This window comes from Mesomycoplasma moatsii (assembly GCF_045276915.1).
Classification (GTDB): Bacteria; Bacillota_I; Bacilli_A; order Mycoplasmatales; family Metamycoplasmataceae; genus UBA710.
In genome coordinates this window covers 36,732-61,776 of sequence record NZ_CP174166.1, presented here as the reverse complement: position 1 = coordinate 61,776, position 25,045 = coordinate 36,732, and the positions used below count along the sequence as shown (strand labels likewise).

Here is a 25,045-nt window from a genome sequence, read left to right as displayed (position 1 = left end):
TGAATTTAAATTTAACATAGTTTTAAATGTAATAGTTGATTGTGATATTTTTCTATATTTAGATATGGATCATTTTAAATAAAAAATTTTTTTAAATAATATAAATAACTAATATATTTGTTATTCATTTTTTTTGTTTAAAAAAGCAAATACAACACAACTGAAATCAATTCCAAAGAAAATAATTTCTTAATTATTTCTAACAAAATCTTTCTATATCTAAATTATTTTTAAAAAATTTGTCTTTTAAATTTGTAAATTTAACATAATCATTGTTGTATTCAACAAATTTTTCATCATTATAATCTTTATTATTTTCAATAAAAGATAATAAATAAAGAATAATAGTTGAAAAATATGAAATGAAAAACATGCCTGATATTGAAGATAAAGCAATAAATAAAAATAATAGATATCAATTAAATGATCCATTTTGCATGTATCATTTGAAATACAAAAATAAAAATAACGATAATCCTAAAATAGTAAGGGATATTAACATTATTAACAAATCAAATTTTATTGGTTGAAATTTAGATTGTTTTTTGTTTTTATAATTTCTTGCTCTTGATGGCATAAATGTAGAATATTTTTTTAATACAAAAGCTTTGAATCAATGTTTAACTAATGAAGGTCAATATGACATAAACAATAAAAATTGAAATAATGGAAAGAAAAACGCGTTTGCTTTTCCCATTATTTTTGCCGAATCATAATTTGCAATAGCAGAAATTATTCATCCTGATATTAATCACATTCCCAAAATAATTCAATAATAAAGAGTTGTAATAAAAATTGGTCAAAATCAAACTAAAAATAAAATAAATAAAGGCAATAAAATTAATGATAATAAAATTGCTGGACCTGAAAATAGATTAATAAAATATTCATTGTAAGTTGATTTAAATTTATTATTTATATTGACAAAAGCTTCTGATTGCTCGTATTTAATAATTCAATCTATAATTCTTAATTGTCTAGTTTTATATTTTTTAATATTCTCGTCAAATTTTTGCAAACTTAATGTTAATGGCGATATTAATCCATATCAATATTTTTTCGATCCATTTAATTCTAAATATCCATCTTCAAAGAATCCTGGCGGAAAATTATTCATATCATCTAAATATTCTTTTTTTAATAAGCAACATGCGCTATATAAATTTGGAGAATAATTTGTTCTTAAAACTTTATTGATATCTTTTTTAAATAAAGTTAAATTTTCGACAAATCTTAACATATTTGAAAAAAAATTTTTTGTTTTATAATCTTGAATCATTGATGATACATATCCTAATCTAATTTGATTTTCAGTATAAAAATATCTTAAGTTACATTCAACTAATTTTTTATCAAAAGCAACATCAGCATCACCTATTAAAAGATAATCAAATTTAACTTTTGTTTCATTTAAAAATGTATTTAAATTATCTGCTTTATTTTCAGATGGCTTATTCATTTTAAATAAATTAATTTTATGTTTTTTGGCAAATTCTTTAATTTCTTTGGATATTTCTAAATTAGATGATCCATCAGAAATTCAATATTCCATATTCTTATATGTTTGTTGCATATTTTGCAACATTCTTGCTGGAATAAAATCATTATGAGTTGTATAAACATAAACAACTTTTGGCAATTTAGATGGCACTTTTGCTTTTGATAATATTTCTAAATATTCTCATATTAATTTTTTCTTATATTTAATGTAAATTACTTGATAAATTATTAAATTAATTATTGTAATACCAGACATTGCATATAGAGAAGATTGCAAAAATATTTTAAAAAAAGATTGAGAAATATTTACTAAATTAAAAACATAAATAGTATTTAAAATAAAAACAACAAAAAACAAAAGAGTGAAAAACTGAAATGATAAACGTATTCAATACATTTTTTTTCTATATTCATCTCTTGTTTTTAGATGAAACATTAACAAAACCTTTCTATATCTTTATTTTTATCAAAAAAGTCATTTTTTATAGCTGTAAAGTTTATATAATCGTTATCAAATTTTACAAAATCTAAAGGAGAATATGATTTATTAACTTTTATAAATGACATTAGAAATAAAATTATAGTTGATATATTTCCTAAGAAAACATATAAGATTATAACATCAGCAAAAATTATTAAAAATTGTTCCCATCATTTTCAATCTAATAAATTAAAATATACCATCACAAAATTTAAGCCTATTAAAACTAGCAAAGTTAAAAAAGATGTTAATACATAATATTTTATTTTTGATCAATTAGATACTTTTTTCTTCCCTTTATCAATTGATCTTGTTGGAGTAAAGCCTACCATTTTATTACCCAATACACTCTTAAATCATTGTTTACAACACTCTCAAGAATGTGCAAATGTTCAAAATGGCACAACACAAAGCAATTCAAATGTTTTAGATGATTTTAATAATTTAAAAGAATTTGACCAAAATAAAAATTTATATAAAAATATTGGAATCAAAAATACAAAAAACATTATACTTCTGATGGATATCATTGTTAACAAAATACAACTAGACAAAATAAACAAATTTATAAAAATTTTAAATACATAAAAAATAATAGAATTAAGTTCATTTCAAAAACTTTTTGAATATTCATCATTAAATCTATAAAAAGTATTTTTTTTAAAAAATGCTGCTTTTCAACTAAAATATCTCATATATCTTTTTAATGTAGGGAATACATTATCTTCCATTGATTGTTGGGAAACAACTAATGGCGAATAAAGACCTTTTCACATCTTTTTAATTCCATTCATACGAGTATATCAATCTTCGTATATGTCAAAAAAATAACCATTGTTAATATCTTTCAAAAATGAAACTTTTGTAATTGAGCACGCACCATATAAGTGGGGTGTACGTAAATTATCTAAATTTTCTAAAATGGGCATTAAAAAACCTGGAACTGTTTCTCACCCCGCCATACCATTATTATAAAAATTGTTAGAATTATAGTCAATTAGTAAAGAATTAACATAACCTAATCGATTAATCTTTTCTGAATAAAAATACCTAATACCTACTTCGACAAAATTTTTATCAAAAGCAACATCAGAATCGCTAGTAACAATATATTCAAAATCATGATTTAATGAATAAAGGTGATTTAAAAAAGCATTTAAATTATCAGATTTATCTTTTGAAGGTTGATTCATTTTAAAAAGATTTATTTTGTGTTTCTTAGCAAATTCTTCAACCAATTTAGAATTATCTGGATTAGAAGAACCATCTGATATTCAGTATTCAATATTTCTATATGTTTGTCTAATATTTTGCTCTAAACGAGATGGCATAAAATCATTATGAGTTGTATAAACATAAACAACTTTTGGTAATTTAGATGGTAATTTAGCTCGTGAGGTTATTTCTAAATAATCTTTTACTATTTTTTTTATATATGACTTTCGCAAAAACCATAAAAATGTAATAAAAAATAATGAAATTCCTATGGAAACAAAAAGAAATACAATGTTAAATGTATCAAAAAAAGATTTAGAAATAATATTTGTATTTGATATGTAAATTAACAGCAATATATTTCAAAAAATAAAATAAGGAACAAAAAAAGCGAAGCACATAATCTTACATAAAATACTTTTTTTGTATAGCTATTTCTAGATTTTAGTTGAAACATTGAAACCTTATAATTAATTAAAAACACATATGAATGACTTTAGTAATGTTTAAAATGAAAATAAATGGTGTGATAATTTCCATTAAAAGAAATAAGATTAATTTAATAATGTGTCGTTGTGAATCATATTATTTTTCAGATAAAAGCTAAATTGAAAAAGAGAAATCAACTAATAAATATAAAGCAAAATAAATTTAATAAAATTGTTTGAAAAATAATAATTGTGCAAAAAAATCACAAAAATGTAAATTTATGAGTACTATGGAATTTAGTAACAAACCTAAATTATTTTTTGCTAATATTGGGACTTTTGATTTAGATTTTTAATAAATATATTACTGTTGTTTGTGTGATAAAGTTCTTATATGTCAATAAAAACACAAACAATAAGTGAAAAATTAATGAATTCAAAAGAATTTTATTTTGAGCCATCATTTTAACGATTTGTTTTTAAATTCTGAAAAATTTAAAAAATTTTTTTAAAAAAAATATCAAACAAAACTTCTGTGAAATTTCAAAAAAATATCTCTACAAGATTGGATTAAAAAAGTAAAAATGAAGAGCAATTTAAATTTTTTGATTCCGAATTGGATATAAAACACAATAACTCAAATTATAAATATCTTATTGATATTAAATACAGAATTAATAAAAATGAATTTTGTTAGAAGCTTGATTTAAACAAATTAATAAAAATTATTTTTAACGAAAATTCTTCAAAAGAAAAAAGATGCTTCTTTGTCTATATTTTATGATCTTCTAATTTTTACTCACTTAATCCAAAAAAAGTCAAATTTTATTGAATTTGAAATAATTACAAGTAAATTTAATAATAATTAGATAATTTTTAAAACCTAAAAGATATAAATAAAAATTATTTTTAATGCATTACTGTTGATTTATTAGGTTTAAAAGTCTATACCCTCATCTAATGGAAGATCGCCTGCTTTTCATAATCATCCATTTCATGAATTTTGATATTTTACAATAGCAAAAGAATAATTTCTACTACTAACTCTTTATACTAATTACTTAAAAACAAAAATAGATAGAATATAACGAAAAAAAAGTAGAATATATTAAATTATGAATGAAAACTAATTCCAATAATGGAAATTATCACACCATTTATTTTCATTTTAAACATTACTAAAGTCATTCATATGTGTTTTTAATTAATTATGAGGTTTCAATGTTTCAACTAAAATCTAGAAATAGCTATACAAAAAAAGTATTTTATGTAAGATTATGTGCTTCGCTTTTTTTTGTTCCTTATTTTATTTTTTGAAATATATTGCTGTTAATTTACATATCAAATACAAATATTATTTCTAAATCTTTTTTTGATACATTTAACATTGTATTTCTTTTTGTTTCCATAGGAATTTCATTATTTTTTATTACATTTTTATGGTTTTTGCGAAAGTCATATATAAAAAAAATAGTAAAAGATCATTTAGAAATAACCTCACGAGCTAAATTACCATCTAAATTACCAAAAGTTGTTTATGTTTATACAACTCATAATGATTTTATGCCATCTCGTTTAGAGCAAAATATTAGACAAACATATAGAAATATTGAATACTGAATATCAGATGGTTCTTCTAATCCAGATAATTCTAAATTGGTTGAAGAATTTGCTAAGAAACACAAAATAAATCTTTTTAAAATGAATCAACCTTCAAAAGATAAATCTGATAATTTAAATGCTTTTTTAAATCACCTTTATTCATTAAATCATGATTTTGAATATATTGTTACTAGCGATTCTGATGTTGCTTTTGATAAAAATTTTGTCGAAGTAGGTATTAGGTATTTTTATTCAGAAAAGATTAATCGATTAGGTTATGTTAATTCTTTACTAATTGACTATAATTCTAACAATTTTTATAATAATGGTATGGCGGGGTGAGAAACAGTTCCAAACTTTTTTAGAACTATTTTTAATAATTTAGATATGTCTTCTCCTGCTCATATTGTGGGTGCTAGTTCAATTGTAAAAAGAACTTTTTTAGAAGAAGTTAATAAAGGCTATTTTTTTAACATATTTGAAGATTGATATACTCGTATGAATGGAATTAAAATAATGTGAACAGGATTGCACACCCCTTTAGTTACTTCCCAACAATCAATGGAAGATAATGTGTTTCCTACATTTAAAAGATATATGAGATATTTTAGTTGAAAAGCAGCATTTTTTAAAAAAAATACTTTTTATAGATTTAATGATGAATATTCAAAAAATTTTTGAAGTGAATTTAATCCTGTTATGTTTTATATATTTAAAATTTTTCTTAATTTATTTGTTTTTACAAGTTTTATTTTTTTGTTAATACATTCTGTTAAAAGTACGATATTTTTATTTTTTTTGATTCCATTATTCTTATACATAATTTTATTTTGATCAAATTCTTTTAAATTATTAAAATGATTTAAAATTTTTGCTTTAATTTGTACTTCACCATTTTGAACATTTGCACATTCTTGAGAGTGTTGTAAGCAATGATTTAAGAGTGTATTGGGTAATAAAATGGTAGGCTTTACTCCAACAAGATCAATTGATAAAGGGAAGAAAAAAGTATCTAATTGATCAAAAATAAAATATTATGTATTAACATCTTTTTTAACTTTGCTAGTTTTAATAGGCTTAAATTTTGTGATGGTATATTTTAATTTATTAGATTGAAAATGATGGGAACAATTTTTAATAATTTTTGCTGATGTTATAATCTTATATGTTTTCTTAGGAAATATATCAACTATAATTTTATTTCTAATGTCATTTATAAAAGTTAATAAATCATATTCTCCTTTAGATTTTGTAAAATTTGATAACGATTATATAAACTTTACAACTATAAAAAATGACTTTTTTGATAAAAATAAAGATATAGAAAGGTTTTGTTAAAAAAACGATTAAGAAATTATTTGAACAAACTATATTATTTATTTACAAACAACTTTTGTTAACAACTTATAAAATATAATATTCTAATTTTTAAATAATGTACTTATAAATAGTTGCATTATGAGGTGTAACTTGAATTACACTTGGTTTAGTTTCTTTTGAAGCAAAATAGGCAATAAGTCGCCCTACTCATGAATGAGACACAATAACTATTTTTTTGTTTGAATCTTTATAATTTGACTTCAATCTATTTAGAAAAGGTTTAATTCTGTTTTGATACATATCATTTATTTTTTCGACATTTAAACCTAAATCGGTATTAATTTCTATATCGGCTAATATTTTTTTATCTTTAGCGATTACTTCCGTTCCCTCTAATAAACCAAAATCTCTTTCTTTTATTGTATCTTCAACAATTAATTTAGTATTTTTATTTTTTATAGCTTCTGCTGTTAAAATAGCTCTTTTTAATGGAGAAGAAAAAATAATATCAGGAGAAAAACTAATTGAATTTTTCAGATTTTCTAGCTGTCTAAGTCCTTCATCTGATGGAAGATCATCCGCTTTTCCTGATCATCTATTCAATGAATTTTGCTTTGTCTTACAATGGCGAATAAAGTATATTGTCATAACTTGTTTTTACAACTCATTTTACATTAATTATCCGAAAAAAAAAAAAAAAAAACGTAGAATATATTAAATTATGAATGAAAAAATCAATTCAAAAAATATTCGTTATTTCAACAAAATTGACGTTACTGATAAGTATATTATAAAAAGTTTTATAGGAGATAGAGAAGAATTCAAATCTAAATTTTTTAATGAAATTATTTGAATGATTAAAGCGCAAACATTAATACCTAATAATGTTCCAAAAGTTGTTGATTACTCTTTAAATCAAAATAATTTATGAATGAAATACAAAATTATTAATGAAAATACTGTTCACGATATTTTTTTAGATCAAGAAAATAACCATAATGGAAATTTCTGAAATGCTTTTGCAGTTGAAAGCAAAAAATTCATTGAAATTCTTACAAAAATACAACCACTGGTTTTTGTAAAAGAGGAATGAAGAAATAACATTTTTTCTTTTTCTCTAAAAAGACAGTTAGAAGCAATTAAAAAAATTTCTTTAGATAATAATTTCAAATTATTTTTTGAAAAAGAACACATATTTATTAATAACAAACGTTTACCTTCATTGATAAAAATTCAGGAATTTTTAGAAAAAAAAATAAAAGAAATTATTTCAAATAAAATTGACAAAGACGACATTTTTAATCTTTTAATTTCGCCAAACAAAGAGAGAATTTGTTTTGTTCATTTGGATTTAGTTTTTGGAAATATATTTTTTGACGAAAAGAATAAAAATATTAAAGTAATTGATCCTAGAGGTTCTTACTATAACGGAACAGAATTTGGAGATATATACTATGACTATGCTAAATATTACCAATCAGTATATGGTTTGTATGATTTTATCGCTGAAGATAAATTTAATATAAGTATTGATAAAAATAAATTAAATATTTGTTATGAAATAACAAAGCCCAAAAATTATTCTTTAATTAAAAAAGCATTTGATGTTTTTTTTAGCAATATAAATATTGATGTTGTTAAGCTAATTGAAAGTCTTCAATTTATAACAATGATCCCTGCGCATTCTGACAATTATGAAAGGCAAGTTGTACAACTTTGTGTAGGTATTGAACATTTTTATGAAGTTGTTGGAGATGAAATATGAAAATAATTATTACTGCAGCTGGTGAAGGAAGTAGGTTCAATAATTTAGGAATTAATAAACCAAAATATCAAATAATTGCAAAAAACAAAACTCTTTTTAATTGAGCTGTTAAATCTCTTAAAAATTTTAACGAATTTCAATATATATTTATTTTTAGAAAAGAATTCTTTAACAAATCTTTTGTTGAAAAAGAATTAAAAAAATTAAATATTAACAACTATTCGATAATTTTAGTAGATTACTTAACTGAAGGACAAGCAGCTACTGCAATGCTTGCTGATGAATTTATAGATAACGAAGAAGAAGTGATGATCTATAACATAGATACAGCAATAAGAGCAAATTCTATGAATAATGAAATATTTGTAGAAGATGGGTGTATTGTAGTTGCAAAAGCTCTAGGTGATCATTGATCATTTGCTAAAGTAGATAAAAATGGATATGTTAATGAAGTTAGTGAAAAAGTAAGGATTTCTGATTATGCTTCTATTGGACCTTATTATTTCAAAAAATGAAAAGATTTTAAATGAGTTTATGACAATTTTAAAGAAGATATTAAAAAACAATATAAAGAAGTTTATATTTGTCCTATGTATCAATATCTAATTAACGAAAATAAGAAAATTAAAATTTATGAAATTTCTGCTAATGATTTTGTTTGTTTGGGAACACCTAAAGAAATTGATGAATTTGATATTAATTGATTAGAAAAAAATAGATAGTTATACTACCTATTACAACTATAAATAAGCTAAGAAAATGTTATTTAAATGAATTCAATACAATAAATAACTTAGAGAAACATTAGTTTTTTACTTTAATAAGCATTTTGATTAACATCATTTGCAAAGAATACAACCATGTCAGGAGCTTTTTTAGAATTTGCAAACTCAATAACTACTTGATATTCTTTTGTTGTTAAAGATGTGTTATTACTATTTGGATTAATTAAAATCATTCTAGAAATTTGTTTTGATCCAACCAATTCTTCGATAGTATAAGTTTTTGTAAATAATTTATTTAAAGTGTCAACAAAAATTTGTTGATTTGAATCTGATGAAGTGATAATTTTTGGTGTTGATTCTGTTCCAAAAATTACATTTAATTCAGAAGTAGATAGGGATTTTTGACTATAATCCATTTCTGGTTGAGAACCTGGAACAAAAACTGTTGCATTTGAATTTAATGATAATGAAGGAACTAAGAATTTTGTTTTTGTTGTAATCCCTTTTCTAGAAGGTGATAGTTGTGAAAAAATATCATCAATAGATATTTCATAAGCTAACAAGTAAGCCAAACCATTGTAGTCTTTATTAATTAGAGCAATTTTATCAAATATCCCAATATCATCTATATCATTATCATCTTTTTCACCTAAAAATAATTCTTTAATATCTTTAATATCAAAACCTGAATTATTTTTCTCACTTAATTTAACAATATCATTTTTGATTTTTTCAATATCATCTTTAGAAATCAACTTCATTGTTGGTGTTCATTTAATAGTTTTAGTTAATATTTGTTCTTTATCTCTTTTATCATTAGCTTCAATTTCATATTTAACATCTAAATTAAATGAACCATCATCATTTTTGTCTGCAACTTTTATTGATTCAATTTCGATTTCATATAATGATGTTTCTGCCTCATATGCTTCATAAAAGTCTTGTAAAACAATATCAAAATCAAATTGTAATTGTTTAACAGTTAAATTCTTTTTAATTATTTCAACTCTATCTAGAGCGTTTTTATTAGCTTCAGCTTGATAAACATTTACCTTAGATGGTAATTCGCCTGATTTTGTTAATCCATTAGTATAATTAACTTCAACATTAAACTTTTCTTCATAAGTACCAACACGATTTTTTGTGTTAGAACCACAAGAAACAATCGCAAAAACTGGTGCAACAGATAATACGCCAAGTGTTGAAAACATTAGTATTTTATTCTTCATATATTATATTCTCCTTAAGTTACAAAGTAAGTATATCTCAAAATTTAAAAAAAAAAAAAAAGAGTAAATATACTAAATAAATACTCCTATATCAATAATTTATAAAAAAAAAAAAAAAAACAATATCTATTTACAATCATTTAAATGAACATGTTTTAAATTTATAAATTAAAACATAAATAATATAAAACTTAAATTTTAATTAAAATGTCCTTTTTTGAATAATTTATGCAAATAAATAAATATTCCCAATTTTGTAATTAATCTAGTTCCTAATGGACATCATAATAATTTAAATTTTCTAATTCTATCATTGTAATTCATACTAAAACTAATATATTTTCTATTTTTTTTCTCAGTATTTTTTTTTAAATGCATTAATAAAGCTATTAAATAACCATTTTTATACTTATCATCAGATATTAGTTCTTCAATAATATTCATCATTAACGTAATTCTTTTTTTATTAAATGGTTGTGTAGAGCTTGCTCCATCACGATGATTTAAATAATAACCAAAATTTTTCTTTAAATAATAAAATGTTTGTGCTTGATCTACAAAATTGTGTCACAAAATAATATCTTGATATGAAACACCTTCTTTTAAATTTTTCAATTGTTTAAAAATCGATGTTTTAAAAAATTTGCATAAAGGAATTAAAGAAGGAAATCTCAAATATTTTTTATTGATTAATTTATTTCCTCTTTGCGGTGTCAAATACCCTTTAGTGATTTTGTTTCCTTTTTTAATCTCAAAAAAACCTGTAAAAATAAGGTCATAACCTTTATCCATCAAATTGTTTAAGTTGCTAAACAAATCTTCTTTATAAAAATCATCAGCATCTAAGATAGTAGTATATTTTGAATTTAAGTTTAAACTATTTTTTGCATAATTGATAACAGAACCTCAGTTACCATTTTCTTTTTTAATAAGTCTAAAATTATCCAAAGAATTTTTGTTAATATAATCTTCAATAATTGCAATAGAAGTATCACTAGATCCATCATCAATAATATAAACATCACAAAAATTTTCTTGCAGCGCTTGATTTTTAATTGAATCCAAAGCTTTAGTAATATATTTTTCCATGTTATAACAAGGAATAATGATTGATAAATTTTTCATATTATAAAATTATAAAAAAATCATTTAGTTATTTTGATTATTATAAATACTTAATTACTATAATTCTATTTATGAAATTTAATGAAATTAAAAATTTAAATCCACAATTATTAAAATCTCTAAATGAAATTAATTTTATAGATATGAGTCCAATTCAAGAAAAAACAATCCCTTTAGCACTTAAAGGTTTTGATATTATTGGACAGGCAGAAACCGGGACAGGAAAAACAGGCGCTTTTGGAATTCCGATATTAAATAGTCTAAATTCAGATATAAAAAATATTGAACATTTGATTATTACACCAACAAGAGAATTAGCCAAACAAATTAATGATCAACTATTAAAAATTGGAAAATATTTAAATCCCAAAATTGCTTTAATTTTAGGAGGGGTTCCTTATGAAAAACAAGTTAAACAATTATCATTAAAACCAAACATTTTAATCGGAACCCCTGGAAGAATAATAGATTTCCTAAAATCAAAAAGAATTAAGTTATGTAATATCAAAACATTTACTCTTGACGAAGCCGATGAATTGCTAAATATGGGATTCAAAGAAGATATTGAAACTATCAGTTCATTTTTACCCAAAAAAAGACAAAACTTTTTTTTTACTGCAACATTCGATGAAAAAACTAAAAAATTAGTAGAATTAATTGTTGATAATAACCACAAAAATATTTCAGTATCTTCAGGATTAAAAACTTCTTCAAATATTAAACAAGAATACATATTAGTAAAAGAAAAAACTAAATTTACCTCATTAATTAAAATGCTTCAATTTTATCAACCAAATTCAATTATTATTTTTTGTAGAACAAAAAGACGTGTTGATGAATTAAACGAAGCTTTAAGAAAATTAAATTTTGATGCAATAGGTATTCATGGAGATATTCAGCAAAAAAATCGAACATTCATTATGAATCAATTTAGAAATAATAAAAAGAAAATCCTAATTGCAACTGATGTTGTTGCTCGTGGAATTGATATTGAACATATTGAATGAATTATCAATTTTGATTTACCACAAGAAATTGAATACTATACACATCGTATTGGTCGAGTTGGAAGAAATGGAAATAAAGGATATTCTTTATCATTTGTAAAAATAGATGAAATTGAACATCTAAAAGAAATTGAAAGAAAAACTAAATCAAAAATTAAAGAGATTCAAATTCCAAATGAAGAAGAAATATATAAAAATTGAAGAAAAACAATAGACCAAAAATTTAATTTAATTATTAAAAATTTTGATGATGAAAACCCTTTTTATTTAGAAGAAGAATTGGTTAATAAATTTAGTCACAAAGAAATGGCAATTATTATTACTCACTATTTATTAAAAGAAAAACACAAATATAAAAAAATCAATTTAACTCCTGAACCTTCTGTAATTCTAAAAGGACAAGCAAAAATAAGAAATATTAAAAATAAAATCAATCATTTTTACAAAAATAACAATAGTAAAAAAAAATTGAATAAATAATTGTTGATATTTACAAAAATTATTTTTTTTCAATGAATTTAAATATAGATCAAGGTTTTAAATAATCCAATAAAAAAAGTTCTTCGTCAGAAATTTTTGCTACGATATTTTTTCTTTTTTCTTTATCTAAATGCTCTTTTTTTACTAAATGTAATTCACCGCGATAACGATCAAAATTATCATTGCAAATTGCAATTTCTCCTTTTTCAATATTTTCTTTTGTATTTTTAGGTGGAAATTGCTCATCTTTATATTTGATCCTTGTTTGTGTAGAACGAATTAAATAATCTGAGATATCTCCTCGATTTATATGGGTTTCACCTAATACTATTTGTTTTTCAATATCTGAAACATTTTCATTAAATTTTATTTCAAAAGTTGGTATTTTTATTTCGCTAATAGATTTTAGCTCTTCCTCTGAAGCAAAAGCATTAGCAATAATAATATCATCTACTAAATCCATCATTAAATGGTGTTTAACTTGTATAGTTATAGGAAGATTACGATGCATTTCTAAAGTGCATAATCCATTATCCATAATTGGTCAAGGACCATGAGAAGCATTTTTTGATGAAACAAATGCTGCTGATCTAATTCCTAATTTTTTATATTGTTTTGATGTTTTTATAAAATGATCTAAAGATAATCCAGAAAACTCCATCGGATAAAAATTATGACATCCAATTAATTTTTTGCGATTAGGATTGAATGATAGTATATTATCTACATACTTTGTACCGCTAGACATATTGATTTCAATATCTAAGTCATATTGATTATATGTCATTTGAGCTTCTTTTAATCCATCAAAACCCTCATCAAGCCTAATTCCTGTAGCGCCTAATTCGTAAAAAAATTTTAAATCATCATAAGATATTTGCAAGTCATTAAATACTTTAGGAGCAATGTCTAAAATTACTTCCATTTGATTTTCTCTAGCAACAGAAATTATTTTTTCAAATTGTTTTTTAATATTTTCTTTTGTATCATTAACTGATAATAAACAAGTAAAAATTCTTTTAAATTTATATTTTGCTGCTAATTTTATGTAATCAATTGTTTCTTGTTGTTTTTCGTGTTCAGGATAAATTGAAATACCTAACATGTTAATTCCTTATTTTATTTTTTTATACAGCTGAACAATTTCTTCAGCCATTAAAATTAAAGTTTGAGTTGATAATAATTGATCCTCTGCATGCATTAAAAGCAAAGAAGGGACTACTTTATTACCTTTTGCTTCTTCTTGAATTAATTCAAAATGTTGTTCGCTAGCTATATTTATTGATTTGTTAGCTAATTTTATTTTATCTTCAGCTTCGTCAAATTTTCCTTCTTTAGCACTATAAATTGCTAACATCGCTTCAGATTTAGCTTCTCCAGCATGTGTAATAATTTGAAAAGCAACTTGTGATAATTCTTCTAGATCAAATTCTTTTTTATTCATTTCTTATCTCCTTTTAAATCAAACTTATTGATATAGGTTTTGTCCCTGTATTTCAAAAATCTTTTTTTATTAGTTCTATTAATTTTTGAGCAAGAGATTCAGATTTAAAACCATCTAACTTAGCGTCTTTATAAACATTAATAATATTTTGTTGATCTATAAGACCTAAAACTAATAGAGTAAAAGCAATAACTAAACAAGATAAAATGATTGTTAGCGAAATTAGTGACGAAATTGTTCCGTTCTTAAATATTAATGTAGGAATTGTAAATATCAAACCAACTAATGAAAAAGCCATCATGATATCAAGCACATTTGGCTTAATAAAAGAAATAGAATCAAAATCCATAATAGACATTGTAGACATTTTTTTCAAATTGTCTTCGCTAACATAATCTTTTATATTTGTAAATTTATTTAAATCGATGCCCAAATTTTTCAATGCATCACTATTTTTTCATTGTGTTGTATACCACAAACATAACAAACCAAAAACAGTCATTAAAACAACTAAAGATAATTTTAAAAAGATGTATCAATTATTTTTTTTCTTGCTAAATTGTTTCTTAAACAAAAAAGGATTATACTTTGAATACTTAATTTGATCTTTATTTGAAGATTGATCAATGTCATTTTTTAAAATTGATAAATTTTCAAAATTTTTTTTAACTAACGAAAAACTTTTATTAACTAATAAATTCATTATTTTTCTCCTGTTTGATCATCATCTTTTTCTTGTTTTTTATTACTTTTTTTAATAAACTTGGATTTTATTTTAGACAAACTAGCACGATAATCAATTTTTATTAATTCTTCATTATTTTTCTTAGCTTTTGCATTAGAGATTAATATAAACGGTCATCAAATTAAACAAGCAATTGCGTAGTTAAATGCTGCTAAAATAATTCCTTGTCAACTTGATGTTGCTAAAAAACCACCAATTAACACAGGTGCAGTTCACGGAATTTTAACAATTACAGGCGGAACTCATCTTAAAACTTCAATTGCCAATCATGTTGTTGTAAATAATCCAACTTGAACAATTAAAAAAGGAATTACATAAGTAAAGTTTAGTATCAAAGGAACTCCAAATAAAATTGGTTCATTAATATTAAATATAGCAGGAGCTGTACCAAACTTAATTATTTCTCTTTCTACTTTTCTTTTAGCAAATAAAAGTCCCATAAAAACAAAAGCTAAAGTAACTCCTGTCCCTCCAAAATAAATAAAAGCATCTTGCATACCATCGGCTAAAACGGTAGGAGATCCGCCCTTTCCTGCAATGAAATCTTGGTTTGTTTGTAAACCTGCAATGAAAATAGGAGAAAAAACACCAGTCAAAATATTTTGTCCGTGTAAACCAAAAAATCACAATAATCCACCAAAAAAGATAAACGAAAATCCAATAGCAAAAGATCCTGAAGAATCAGAAGCTAAATCCAAGAAGGGAGCTTGAATACCAATAGAAACTGCTTGCCCAAAAGAGAACCAATCACCAGCTCCAAAACCTGTTGTCAAACTTGTAGTAATTATAAACGGAGCCTGAAGCCCAATAATTATCAATGTTGTAAAAATAGTAGGAAATAATTTAGAAAAAGCACGACCTACAGCAGGAGGAACGCCAGCCGGCATTTTTAATTGAAGTTTTTCGTTTTTTTCAAAAAATGTAAATAATTCAATTGAAACTATTGAAGCAAAAATCGATACTAATAATCCATTAGTCCCAAATAGATCTAAATTTCCATAAGTAAGTATCATAAAAGAACCTAACCCAATCAATGAGGCAATAAATGGATCTTTGGTTCCTTTTATTCTTGCTAAAGAATAAGAAATAGATAAAGTTGAAAAAATTGCTAAGAAACTAAATATTCCTTTTCAAATTGCATAGAAAATAAAGGTCCCAATAGATGAAATTTCTTTTGCTACTGATCCTTCAACAAAATCAACTACTCCATTTATTTTTGCAACTTGACCTGGAATTGCCCAGCAAATTCAGCCTAAAAGTGATGTTGAGGTTGTTTGCCATCAACCAAACACAAAAGTCATACAGATTACACCAACAGAAGCAGCAATCATTAATGGTACAAGAAGAGCAAAACCATCCCGCAAAGCTGAAAGATGTCTTTGTTCTCCTAATTTACCCAAACTTAACACAACATTATCTCAACGTTGCTTTCATATCTCTTTTTTTTGAAAATTCTGCATTTTAATTCCTAAATAACTAATTTATATAAACTTGTGAGTATTGCTATAAATTCTCAATAATTTTTTTACCAACCAAAAAAATATTAAGAAAAATTATCTATTTAGATAATGCTTCTTTCGCTAATTTATAACACTCATCTCCTTTTGCCATAGCGTAAATATGTGGAGGAATAACAATAACTGGAATATTACCAGCAACTTGTTTAAATTGATTTTCCATAAACTTAACTTGTGGCCCCAGAAGAACAATATCATACTCTTTAACAACTTCTCTTGCTTCATTTGAAGGTTTTGCAATAACATCTACTACTTCGTTAATAGAATTAGCATAATCTTTGATAGATTTCTCTAACATTGATGTAGACATTCCTGCAGAGCAAGCCAATAAAATTTTCATCTTTATCTCCTTATATAGATTTCATGATTTGTACTAATTAAATGAATATTGAAAACAAAAAATGTAGTTCAATGATGGTTTTAAAATCTTAACCACAACCATAATATTAGCAGAAAAACGTTAAAAACAAACAAATTATTGGTTTTGTTGAACAGATTAGTATATAATTAACGCGAGGATTTGCTCCTTGACATTTTTTTAAAATGTCCAAAAAAAAAAGACCGTAAGGAGGTCAACATGTCAAACTACGAAATTATGTTGATTCTTGATCCTAAGTCAGATGAAAAAATTATTTCTGACATTGCTAAATCTACTTTTAAATCAAAAGAAATTGAAATTAAAAAAATGGAAAGAACAGAATTAGCATATGAGATCAATAAATCAAAAACTGCTATTTATTTTTTAGTTAATACAAAAGCCACAGGTGAAGAAATTAATGAATTTACTAGAAAAGCAAATATTGCTAAAAACGTTTGAAGAATATTAAGTATAAATCTAGATTCAGAAAAAGGTTTAAATAGAAAAGCTAAACCAAAAAGAATTAGAAAACCTATGAATTTTGTTAGAAAAACAATTGAAAAACAAAATAATGTTCCAGAAGAAATGTCAGAAATAAACAAAGAAGAAAAAGTTACAACAAAAAAAGAAACAACAAAAAAGACAGGAACTAAAAAAGAATTAACAAAAGAAACAAAAGAAAGAAAAAATCCAACAAAAAAAGCGACAAAAAAAGAGTAATAAAAGATGAATTTAAACAAAGTAATACTTATTGGAAGAATTTCACAACAACCTACAAGTTTTCAATCTAAATCTGGAGTTAGTGTTACTAGATTTAGTCTTGCTATTTCTAGAGACTTTCAAAAAAATAGTGAAATAACCGATTTTATTCCTTTAGTTGCTTTCGATAATACAGCTAACTTTATAAATCGTTTTTTTAATAAAGGTGATTTGGTTACAGTCGTAGGTTCGCTACAATCATCACAATATACATCAAAATCTGGTGATCTTATTACTTCTATTTCAGTCTTAATAGATCAAATAAAATCTCTTGAACCTAAATCAGTAACTCAGGCAAGAGTTGAAAAAGGAAATTTAGATGCTCCTTTAGATGAAGAGCAATCTGCTCCTACCTTTTATGCTGAGGAAAAAGAGAAAAATACAGCAAAAAAATCTGATGAAGATGAAAATCCCTGAGAATTGGATTTTTAATGTAAATTAAACAACAAGAAGGGTTAAAAAATATGCCAATAATAATGAAAAAAAACAAAAAAAGAAAAAATACCAAAAGAAAACCTTGTGTTTTTTGTTTAGAACAAATGGAATACATTGATTATAAAAATACTGAAATTATTTCTAAATTTATTAATGCTCACGGAAAAATATTGCCTTCAAGATCTACAGGTACTTGTTCAAGACACCAAAGACTATTAAGCACTGCAATTAAAAGAGCTAGAATTATGGCTTTAATTCCATTTACAGCTGAAAGAATTAGAAGATAATTTAAAAAGAAATAAATAAATTAATATCATCGTACTTTATAACAATAAAGTATTTTTTACTTTTGAGTTTAATATGCAATAATTTTCAAAATATAAATAATCAACTTAAACTTAAATCAATTTATCTCAAATATCTTCTCCAATTGATGCAAGTTCTACATCAAAATTCTTGGCAACAATATTCCCTAATGTAGCCAAAGAATTAACATTATCTAATTTTTTAGGTTTTTTAAATGCTTTTGAATAAATTGTGGCAGGTAATGCTTCTCTTGTGTGATTATAACCTCTAAAAGTTGGATCATTCCCATGATCTGAAGTAATAATTAATAAATCATCTTCTTTTAAAGCATTAATTAATTTTGATAATTTAATGTCAAATAAATTCAAATTATCTGCATAACCTTCGACATCACGACGATGACCAAAATGAGAATCAAATTGAACTAAATTAAGAAAAATCATTTGATTTTGTGTATTTTCACTTGCTAAATTAATTGCTATGTCCATACCATCTGCATCACCTTTTGATGGAAAATGTTTTGTAATCCCGTGACCAGAAAAAATATCATTAATTTTTCCAATTGAGATAACTTCGATATTTTTTTCTTTCAAACGATCTAAGATCATATTTTTTTCTGGCTCAATAGCATAATCATGACGATTAAACGTACGTGTATAATTACCATTTTCACCAATATACGGACGAGCAATTATTCTAGCAACATTTCATTTTGGATTTGAAGAACAAATCTCTCTAGCTCTTTGAGCATAACGATACAAATTATCTAGACCCATATATTTTTCGTGTCCGCAAATTTGTAAAACACTATCTCCTGATGTATACACAATAACTTTATTATTTTTTATTTCTTCTTCAGCTAATTCATTAATAATATCGGTTCCACTTGCCGAACGATTACCTATAATTTTTCTATTATCAAAAGCTTTTTCCAATTCTTTTATTAATTCAGGAGGAAATCCTGTTTCAGTAAAAGTCGGAAACGGAGTTTCTGTATAAATTCCCATCATTTCTCAATGACCTGTTAAAGTATCTTTGCCGTTTGACAATTCTTCGATCTTTGCAGTATAAGCTAACTGATTTTTAATTTTACCTGGTTTGCTAGTTTTAGCAATTGAAGTTATGCCTAATTTTTTTCAAGTTGGAATTTCTAAAAGATTGGTTTCAGAAACATGTAATAATGTATTTGCTCCTTCATCGTTAAATTGTTTTTGTTTCTTATCGGGCCCAATCCCAAGACCATCAGTAACAATCATAAAAATTCTTTTAAATCTCATAAATCTTTTTAATTATAATATAAATACGCCCAGCTGGCGGAATGGCAGACGCAGCAGACTCAAAATCTGCCAACGAAAGTTATAAGGGTTCAAGTCCCTTGCTGGGCACCATATAAAAAAACAAAGTAAAAAGTCTTTGTTTTTTTTTTTTTTTTTGTAAAATGGTAATGTGAGAAAAGATAAAAGTATGACTGATCAAAATAAAAACATTTCAAATATATCAAATGATGAACTTGAAAAAGAATTAAATAATATCAAAAAAATTTCTGACAATTTTGAATATCAAGATTCTAAAAGAATTAAAACTGCAAAAACATTAAGAAATATAGCAATTGCCAATTTATGTATTATTCCAATTATTTTTACTTTTGGAATTTTATTATTTGTTCAAGCTGTTTTAGTATTAATTCATAAAGGAAAAGAAGAAAATCAAGGATTAAAAATAGCAGCAGGAATTTGTACTTTTTTCTTTTTGATAATTGGTTCAATAATTACATTAATCTATGCAAACAAAGAAATAAAAGAGTAATTGATTAAAAAATTTTTTTAAATTATTCTATTATTTTTATCTAAAGCACAAAAGAATTATAATTCTAACAATATGAAGAAAAATATTAACCAAAAATTTTTTAATGTTCAAGCATTTAAATATGATGGTGAATTGTACAGACAATGAAATGGTGTTAAAGTAATAGATGAAAATGATGATTATGTTTGTTGTCTTTTATATAAAACTAAAGTTAACGAAAAAAATAAACAAAAATGAATTATTAAAGAACCTACATTATGATTTTTTTCAAAGAAAAATTTTTTTAATATGACAATTGTTCAAAGAAAAACAGGTTTACATTATTATATTAATTTAGCAAGCCCTTTTTTTATTGAAAACGAAAATATTAAATATATTGATTTTGATTTTGATATAAAAATATATCCTAATAAACCTTTTCAAATTGTTGATCACTATGATTTTCAAAAGAATAAAGAAAAATGATACAACGTTGACTTAATTAATACAATATATCAAAACTTAGTTATAATAGCTAAAAAGTATCAAACCCGAGAAAATGTATTTGATGAATTTTATATTCATAATTTATTCCAATCCTTAATAATATTGAAAGAAATTGACATCAAAAGTTTTGATCTTGAATAGGTATCTAAAGATATATGGCGCGCTCGAGAGGACTTGAACCCCTAACCTTTTGGGCCGTAACCAAACACTCTATCCAATTGAGCTACGAGCGCAATAAATGGAGGCACCAACCGGACTCGAACCGGTAATCAGGGTGTTGCAGACCCATGCCTTGGCCATTTGGCTATGGTGCCATTATATATAAAAATTAAATTATACAAAAATATGGCATCATTTACAGTATAATGAAGAAATGAAAGCAAATTTGTATATAAATTTGGGAAATACTAATGCAATTTTTGCTTTTAGCGAAAAAAATAATATCAATAATTTAAAAGTAACAAAAATAAAATCTAAGACTATTATCAATGATGAAACAAATTTAAAAAATATTTTTAATAAAATAAATAAAAAAATTCAAATCAAAAAAATTTATATTTCTTCTGTTAATAATCAATTAGGCGAAAAACTAAAAAAATATTTAGAAGAAAATGAATATAAATATAAATTTTTATCTTACAAAGATACAAAATTTTTAGATTTATCCAAATTATATAACCCTTACGAATTAGGAAATGATATATTATCACAATTGTGTTACGTAAGCAGTTTTTTTGAAGAGGCAATAGTTGTTTCGCTTGGAACTGCTAGTGTAATTTATCATTTAAAAAACAATAAATTATCAGGTGTAGTTATTCTTCCTGGTATCAGTCAATCATTAAATAATTTAACAACTAAAACAGATATTCAAAATGTTGAAATTATTGATACAAAAAATAAATTAGGATTAAATACATCCGAATCCATCTCAATTGGTTTGTTACATAGTATTGAAAATCAAATTAAATGCATTAAAAATGATTTAAAAACAAATTGTCCGATAATTTGTACAGGTGGTGATATGAAATATTTTTCTAATAAAAAATGATGATTTATTGAAAATTTAGAAATACTTGGATTATTCACATTAATTGAAAAGAAAAAATAAAAGTTATTTTTTTTCAATTCTATTAAAAGAATTGATCTTATCAATAATTATTTGCTTTTTGACATCTCAATTTAAATGATTTATTCTTTCTATAGGATATTTTTTTATCTTGAAAAAATTTTCAATATCTTTATCTAAGACATATTCGTTATAAGAATTTCAATAATCAAAATTATCAAGATATAGTCCTATAACAAAAAGATTAGTTTTTTTATCTAAGATTGCAAATGGCATTTTTATTGTCCCAATTGAATAATTAACAATTGTTTCATATCTTTCTTCAAAACCAATAATTCCATCAGATAAATCTGATTTAATTTTGGATATTAAATTTTGAGATAAATCATTCAATGACATTTGGATTGTTGAATGGTTAATAACTCTTTCAGAAAATCCTTCGTTATTAACTTTATTTTTGTAATATTTGTAATTTTTTTTCTCATCTTCACTTAAATCTAAGAATTTTAATCATTCCTTAAAAACTGCCATATCTTCAGAATTAGATGGGTTTTGAATATCTTGTGCATAGATTGATTTAATAATTATCATTTTATCTCTTGCTCTTGAAATAGCAACATTTAACGCATTTTTACCGCCAGATTTAGCTACATATGTTGAATGAAGTTTTGTATTCTTATCATAAGCAATTGATACAATTAATAAATCAGCTTCATCTCCTTGAATATTTTCAATATTTCTAACTAATAATTTTTGTTCATTAATAGCTTTTTCAAGTTCTGGATATGATTCTAAAATTAACTCTTCAATTGCATTTTGTTGAGAAGCATTAAAAGCTAATATGATAATTTTTTTAAACTTATCTAAATTTGCTACCGTTTGATTAATAACTTCATTTAATTCGTTAATATTTTTTGAATTTTCTCAAGATCCATCAACATTAATTACTTCAATTGGGCGAAATGAAATATCGGTTTTTCTAGTATCAACAACATCTAATTCACCTTTATAGAAAACTTGAGAATTAAAAGACATTAATGAAGCATATGATGAACGATAATTTTTATCTAACAATAAAGTGTATGTCCCTTTAGCTATTGCATAATCTAACAAAGATTCTATTCCACCAAATGGATTCTCTCCTTCAACTTTAGCCGCAAATCATCTTGAAGGTTGCATTTGTTGATCATCACCTGCAAGAATTTTTATTTTTGCTAAATATAAAATAGGAATACCTTTTTCTAAAAATATTTGTGATGATTCATCTAAAAGAGCATAATCAAATTCTTCTCTTGTTCAACCTTGTAAATCAGTTTCAGGTGTTGTAATGATAATAGGATAAATTACCTTGATAATATCAATATGCTTTTTAATAAAAACAATTGGTTCAAGTGATGATGATCTAGCATCTAAAGCAAATGCGCTATATTTTGCTTTCATATCTTCATTAAATTTTTTAATTTTTTCTATAATCATTTTTGCAATTAAAACTTTTAAATTTTTATGATTATTAATAACTGATTCATTATTTCTTGCATTATTATTTTTTAATTCATTTAATTTATTTCATAAATCTATATTAATTTTTGATTTTTTAGACAAGTAGTAATCAATATCAATCTTTTTGTCCAACAAATTTTGAGAAATAATACTTGCATAATTTTTAATATCTTTTCTTACAGATACAAAAATATTAGGTTTTTTAATATTATTTTCCTTCATAATAAACTTACCAATTTTTTTAGGTTTTAATTTTGCAAGTTCTTTTGAATTGTATTTTAAATTTGCATCTAGTTTTAGTAAATTTTCTAATAACTGAGAATCATATTCATTATTTTTTGTAAACTCTGAGAATAATAAAATATTTTCTTGCGATAAATTTGTTTTCATTATCAAGTTTATTAATCTCATTAATTTTTTTTCATCATCTGAAATGATTTTAATCATTTGCTCATTTGTAATTTGATCGAAATTTTCTAAATAAGTTATGTAATTTTTAATAGGTTCATAAAAATTTTTCTTATTCATTTCACGATCATTCAAAATGAATAAGCAAAATTCTTCAAGTGATTCCATACGTTCTTTTAAAACTTCAAGTGCTGCTCTTTTTTGAGAAACTACTAATGCAGTTTTTCCAAACATCAATATATTAGTTAAAATGTTAGTTATTGTTTGTGATTTTCCAGTTCCAGGTGGACCTCAAATAATAGTATTTTGATTAAGTGCAGATACAACCGCTTTATCTTGAGATAAGTTAGAATGAACAATTTTATAAAATCCAAAGTTTTTTTTAAAAATAGCTTCTTGAACTTTATTTTTATAAATATTCTTATCAAATTCCACTTCTAAAACTTTGTCTAAAAGATTATTTTCCAAAATCTTTAACATAATTTTTCTCAAATGTCCACCAGTTGGTTCAAAAAAACCTAATGAAACTCCTGGCCAAAAAATGATTGTTTCGTTATTGATTTCATTTTCTTTAAAATTAGGAACATACCCTTTTAAAGTGTCTGGTAAAACAAAACTTTGGTTTCAAGATTTTTTAATAATATCAAACAATTGATTAATTGACATTCTAGAATAATCAACATCAATATTTAGTAAAAAATTATTTGATTCTAAAAAATAAACCAACTTTTCATTTATCTTAATATCTCCAACAGAAACAATTGAAACTTTAGAGTTTTTTATTTTGATATTCACTTCTTTAAAAAACATTGGTGCTTGAACAACTTTATTTTCAATTCTCAAAGTTAAATACATAAAACCTAAATGAATTGGTCATAAATTATTTTGTTCATTCATTGCTTTTGCTTTATTTAAAATTACTTTTCACTCAAAAGACGATTTTTGCTTACTAATTTCAATCGATTTAATTGTTTCTTTTTTTAACTGATCGATATTATTTGATATTTTTTTATTATTAAATTTTTGCAACAAATCCTCTGGGATTTCTTCATCAAATTCTTTATAAACATTTTTTAATTCTTCGACAGAATTAACTTTATTAATTTGACTAACAAAATATTCATTGTCTGTATGAGTTAAAGGAATTAAAAATGTCTCGTTTGAAGTAATTTTATCAAAAAAAAGATCACCAAATTTTTTTTGAATATCAAAAATATTTTTATTATTTATGTTTGAAAAAATGCATGAATCATTTCGTGAAATGTTCAATAAATCATTAAGCATTTTTTTGTATTTGTTAGCAATATTTTCTCTCTCAAAATTACTCATATTTGATAA

At 23.8% G+C, this 25,045-nt stretch carries 22 protein-coding genes and 3 tRNA genes; 11 read left to right on the top strand and 14 right to left on the bottom strand.

Annotation, left to right across the window (positions count from 1 at the left end):
• Window positions 1-199: 199 nt before the first annotated feature.
• Window positions 200-1,936, bottom strand: a complete 1,737-nt coding sequence (locus tag ACJA28_RS00300; protein ID WP_406602211.1) for a glycosyltransferase — start codon at window positions 1,934-1,936, stop codon at window positions 200-202.
• Complete coding sequence (locus ACJA28_RS00295; RefSeq protein ID WP_406602210.1) at window positions 1,936-3,429, bottom strand: glycosyltransferase; 1,494 nt, start codon at window positions 3,427-3,429, stop codon at window positions 1,936-1,938. Before ACJA28_RS00295 ends, ACJA28_RS00300 begins: the two co-directional genes overlap by 1 nt.
• 1,641 nt (window positions 3,430-5,070) lie before the next feature.
• On the opposite strand from ACJA28_RS00295, the gene ACJA28_RS00290 reads away from it, so the two are divergent.
• A complete protein-coding gene (locus tag ACJA28_RS00290) occupies window positions 5,071-6,564 on the top strand; it encodes a glycosyltransferase (protein WP_406602209.1) in 1,494 nt (497 codons plus the stop codon).
• 90 nt (window positions 6,565-6,654) lie between these two features.
• Here ACJA28_RS00290 and ACJA28_RS00285 read toward each other — a convergent pair whose 3' ends face one another.
• Window positions 6,655-7,194, bottom strand: a complete 540-nt coding sequence (locus tag ACJA28_RS00285) for a histidine phosphatase family protein (RefSeq protein WP_022935699.1) — start codon at window positions 7,192-7,194, stop codon at window positions 6,655-6,657.
• Between the two features lie 73 nt (window positions 7,195-7,267).
• On the opposite strand from ACJA28_RS00285, the gene ACJA28_RS00280 reads away from it, so the two are divergent.
• Window positions 7,268-8,317 carry a hypothetical protein gene (locus tag ACJA28_RS00280; RefSeq protein WP_022935698.1) on the top strand — a complete coding sequence of 350 codons (1,050 nt, stop codon included), beginning with the start codon at window positions 7,268-7,270 and terminating at the stop codon, window positions 8,315-8,317.
• Window positions 8,308-9,033 carry a sugar phosphate nucleotidyltransferase gene (locus ACJA28_RS00275; protein ID WP_022935697.1) on the top strand — a complete coding sequence of 242 codons (726 nt, stop codon included), beginning with the start codon at window positions 8,308-8,310 and terminating at the stop codon, window positions 9,031-9,033. The genes ACJA28_RS00280 and ACJA28_RS00275 overlap by 10 nt, the downstream gene beginning before the upstream one ends.
• Window positions 9,034-9,128: 95 nt before the next feature.
• On the opposite strand, the gene ACJA28_RS00270 is transcribed toward ACJA28_RS00275, so the two are convergent.
• A complete protein-coding gene (locus ACJA28_RS00270) occupies window positions 9,129-10,265 on the bottom strand; it encodes a hypothetical protein (protein WP_022935696.1) in 1,137 nt (378 codons plus the stop codon).
• 198 nt (window positions 10,266-10,463) lie between these two features.
• On the bottom strand, window positions 10,464-11,390 hold the full coding sequence (locus tag ACJA28_RS00265) for a glycosyltransferase family 2 protein (protein ID WP_406602208.1): 927 nt from the start codon (window positions 11,388-11,390) through the stop codon (window positions 10,464-10,466).
• Window positions 11,391-11,461: 71 nt separating this feature from the next.
• On the opposite strand from ACJA28_RS00265, the gene ACJA28_RS00260 reads away from it, so the two are divergent.
• Entirely contained in the window at window positions 11,462-12,877 is a 1,416-nt protein-coding gene (locus ACJA28_RS00260) for a DEAD/DEAH box helicase (protein ID WP_406602207.1), read from the top strand.
• Window positions 12,878-12,896: 19 nt separating this feature from the next.
• Here the strand turns inward: ACJA28_RS00260 and ACJA28_RS00255 are convergent, their stop codons facing one another.
• The 5 genes from ACJA28_RS00255 to ACJA28_RS00235 all read right to left on the bottom strand — a co-directional run bounded on the left by ACJA28_RS00255 (window position 12,897) and on the right by ACJA28_RS00235 (window position 16,923).
• Window positions 12,897-13,982, bottom strand: coding sequence for a DUF871 domain-containing protein (locus ACJA28_RS00255; protein ID WP_033379098.1), 1,086 nt, complete (start codon window positions 13,980-13,982; stop codon window positions 12,897-12,899).
• A gap of 9 nt (window positions 13,983-13,991) precedes the next feature.
• Window positions 13,992-14,321: a PTS lactose/cellobiose transporter subunit IIA gene (locus tag ACJA28_RS00250; protein WP_033379099.1), complete on the bottom strand. Its 330-nt coding sequence runs from the start codon at window positions 14,319-14,321 to the stop codon at window positions 13,992-13,994.
• Between the two features lie 13 nt (window positions 14,322-14,334).
• Window positions 14,335-15,024, bottom strand: coding sequence for a hypothetical protein (locus tag ACJA28_RS00245; protein ID WP_022935645.1), 690 nt, complete (start codon window positions 15,022-15,024; stop codon window positions 14,335-14,337).
• The gene (locus tag ACJA28_RS00240; protein WP_022935646.1) at window positions 15,024-16,526 is read right to left on the bottom strand and encodes a PTS sugar transporter subunit IIC; all 1,503 of its coding nucleotides are present in this window, start codon (window positions 16,524-16,526) and stop codon (window positions 15,024-15,026) included. The genes ACJA28_RS00245 and ACJA28_RS00240 overlap by 1 nt, the downstream gene beginning before the upstream one ends.
• 97 nt (window positions 16,527-16,623) lie before the next feature.
• Entirely contained in the window at window positions 16,624-16,923 is a 300-nt protein-coding gene (locus ACJA28_RS00235) for a PTS sugar transporter subunit IIB (protein WP_022935647.1), read from the bottom strand.
• A 237-nt stretch (window positions 16,924-17,160) separates the two neighbouring features.
• On the opposite strand from ACJA28_RS00235, the gene rpsF reads away from it, so the two are divergent.
• The 3 genes from rpsF to rpsR are packed head-to-tail and all read left to right on the top strand — an operon-like array spanning window position 17,161 to window position 18,422.
• Entirely contained in the window at window positions 17,161-17,661 is a 501-nt protein-coding gene (gene rpsF / locus ACJA28_RS00230; RefSeq protein ID WP_022935648.1) for a 30S ribosomal protein S6, read from the top strand.
• Window positions 17,662-17,667: 6 nt separating this feature from the next.
• Window positions 17,668-18,132, top strand: coding sequence for a single-stranded DNA-binding protein (locus ACJA28_RS00225; RefSeq protein ID WP_022935649.1), 465 nt, complete (start codon window positions 17,668-17,670; stop codon window positions 18,130-18,132).
• Between the two features lie 32 nt (window positions 18,133-18,164).
• Entirely contained in the window at window positions 18,165-18,422 is a 258-nt protein-coding gene (rpsR, locus tag ACJA28_RS00220; RefSeq protein WP_022935650.1) for a 30S ribosomal protein S18, read from the top strand.
• A 111-nt stretch (window positions 18,423-18,533) separates the two neighbouring features.
• Here rpsR and ACJA28_RS00215 read toward each other — a convergent pair whose 3' ends face one another.
• Entirely contained in the window at window positions 18,534-19,718 is a 1,185-nt protein-coding gene (locus ACJA28_RS00215; RefSeq protein WP_022935651.1) for a phosphopentomutase, read from the bottom strand.
• 27 nt (window positions 19,719-19,745) lie between these two features.
• On the opposite strand from ACJA28_RS00215, the gene ACJA28_RS00210 reads away from it, so the two are divergent.
• From ACJA28_RS00210 to ACJA28_RS00200, 3 genes are all read left to right on the top strand, one after another.
• Window positions 19,746-19,829 (top strand) — tRNA-Leu (locus tag ACJA28_RS00210).
• 76 nt (window positions 19,830-19,905) lie between these two features.
• Entirely contained in the window at window positions 19,906-20,247 is a 342-nt protein-coding gene (locus ACJA28_RS00205; protein ID WP_022935353.1) for a hypothetical protein, read from the top strand.
• Between the two features lie 72 nt (window positions 20,248-20,319).
• On the top strand, window positions 20,320-20,874 hold the full coding sequence (locus tag ACJA28_RS00200) for a DUF402 domain-containing protein (RefSeq protein WP_022935354.1): 555 nt from the start codon (window positions 20,320-20,322) through the stop codon (window positions 20,872-20,874).
• A gap of 15 nt (window positions 20,875-20,889) precedes the next feature.
• On the opposite strand, the gene ACJA28_RS00195 is transcribed toward ACJA28_RS00200, so the two are convergent.
• Both ACJA28_RS00195 and ACJA28_RS00190 read right to left on the bottom strand, forming a co-directional pair.
• Window positions 20,890-20,966 (bottom strand) — tRNA-Arg (locus ACJA28_RS00195).
• A gap of 6 nt (window positions 20,967-20,972) precedes the next feature.
• Window positions 20,973-21,047, bottom strand: a tRNA-Cys gene (locus ACJA28_RS00190).
• A 59-nt stretch (window positions 21,048-21,106) separates the two neighbouring features.
• On the opposite strand from ACJA28_RS00190, the gene ACJA28_RS00185 reads away from it, so the two are divergent.
• Window positions 21,107-21,841 carry a type III pantothenate kinase gene (locus ACJA28_RS00185; RefSeq protein WP_022935355.1) on the top strand — a complete coding sequence of 245 codons (735 nt, stop codon included), beginning with the start codon at window positions 21,107-21,109 and terminating at the stop codon, window positions 21,839-21,841.
• 3 nt (window positions 21,842-21,844) lie between these two features.
• Here the strand turns inward: ACJA28_RS00185 and ACJA28_RS00180 are convergent, their stop codons facing one another.
• Window positions 21,845-25,036: an AAA domain-containing protein gene (locus ACJA28_RS00180; RefSeq protein WP_033379059.1), complete on the bottom strand. Its 3,192-nt coding sequence runs from the start codon at window positions 25,034-25,036 to the stop codon at window positions 21,845-21,847.
• Window positions 25,037-25,045: the final 9 nt, after the last annotated feature.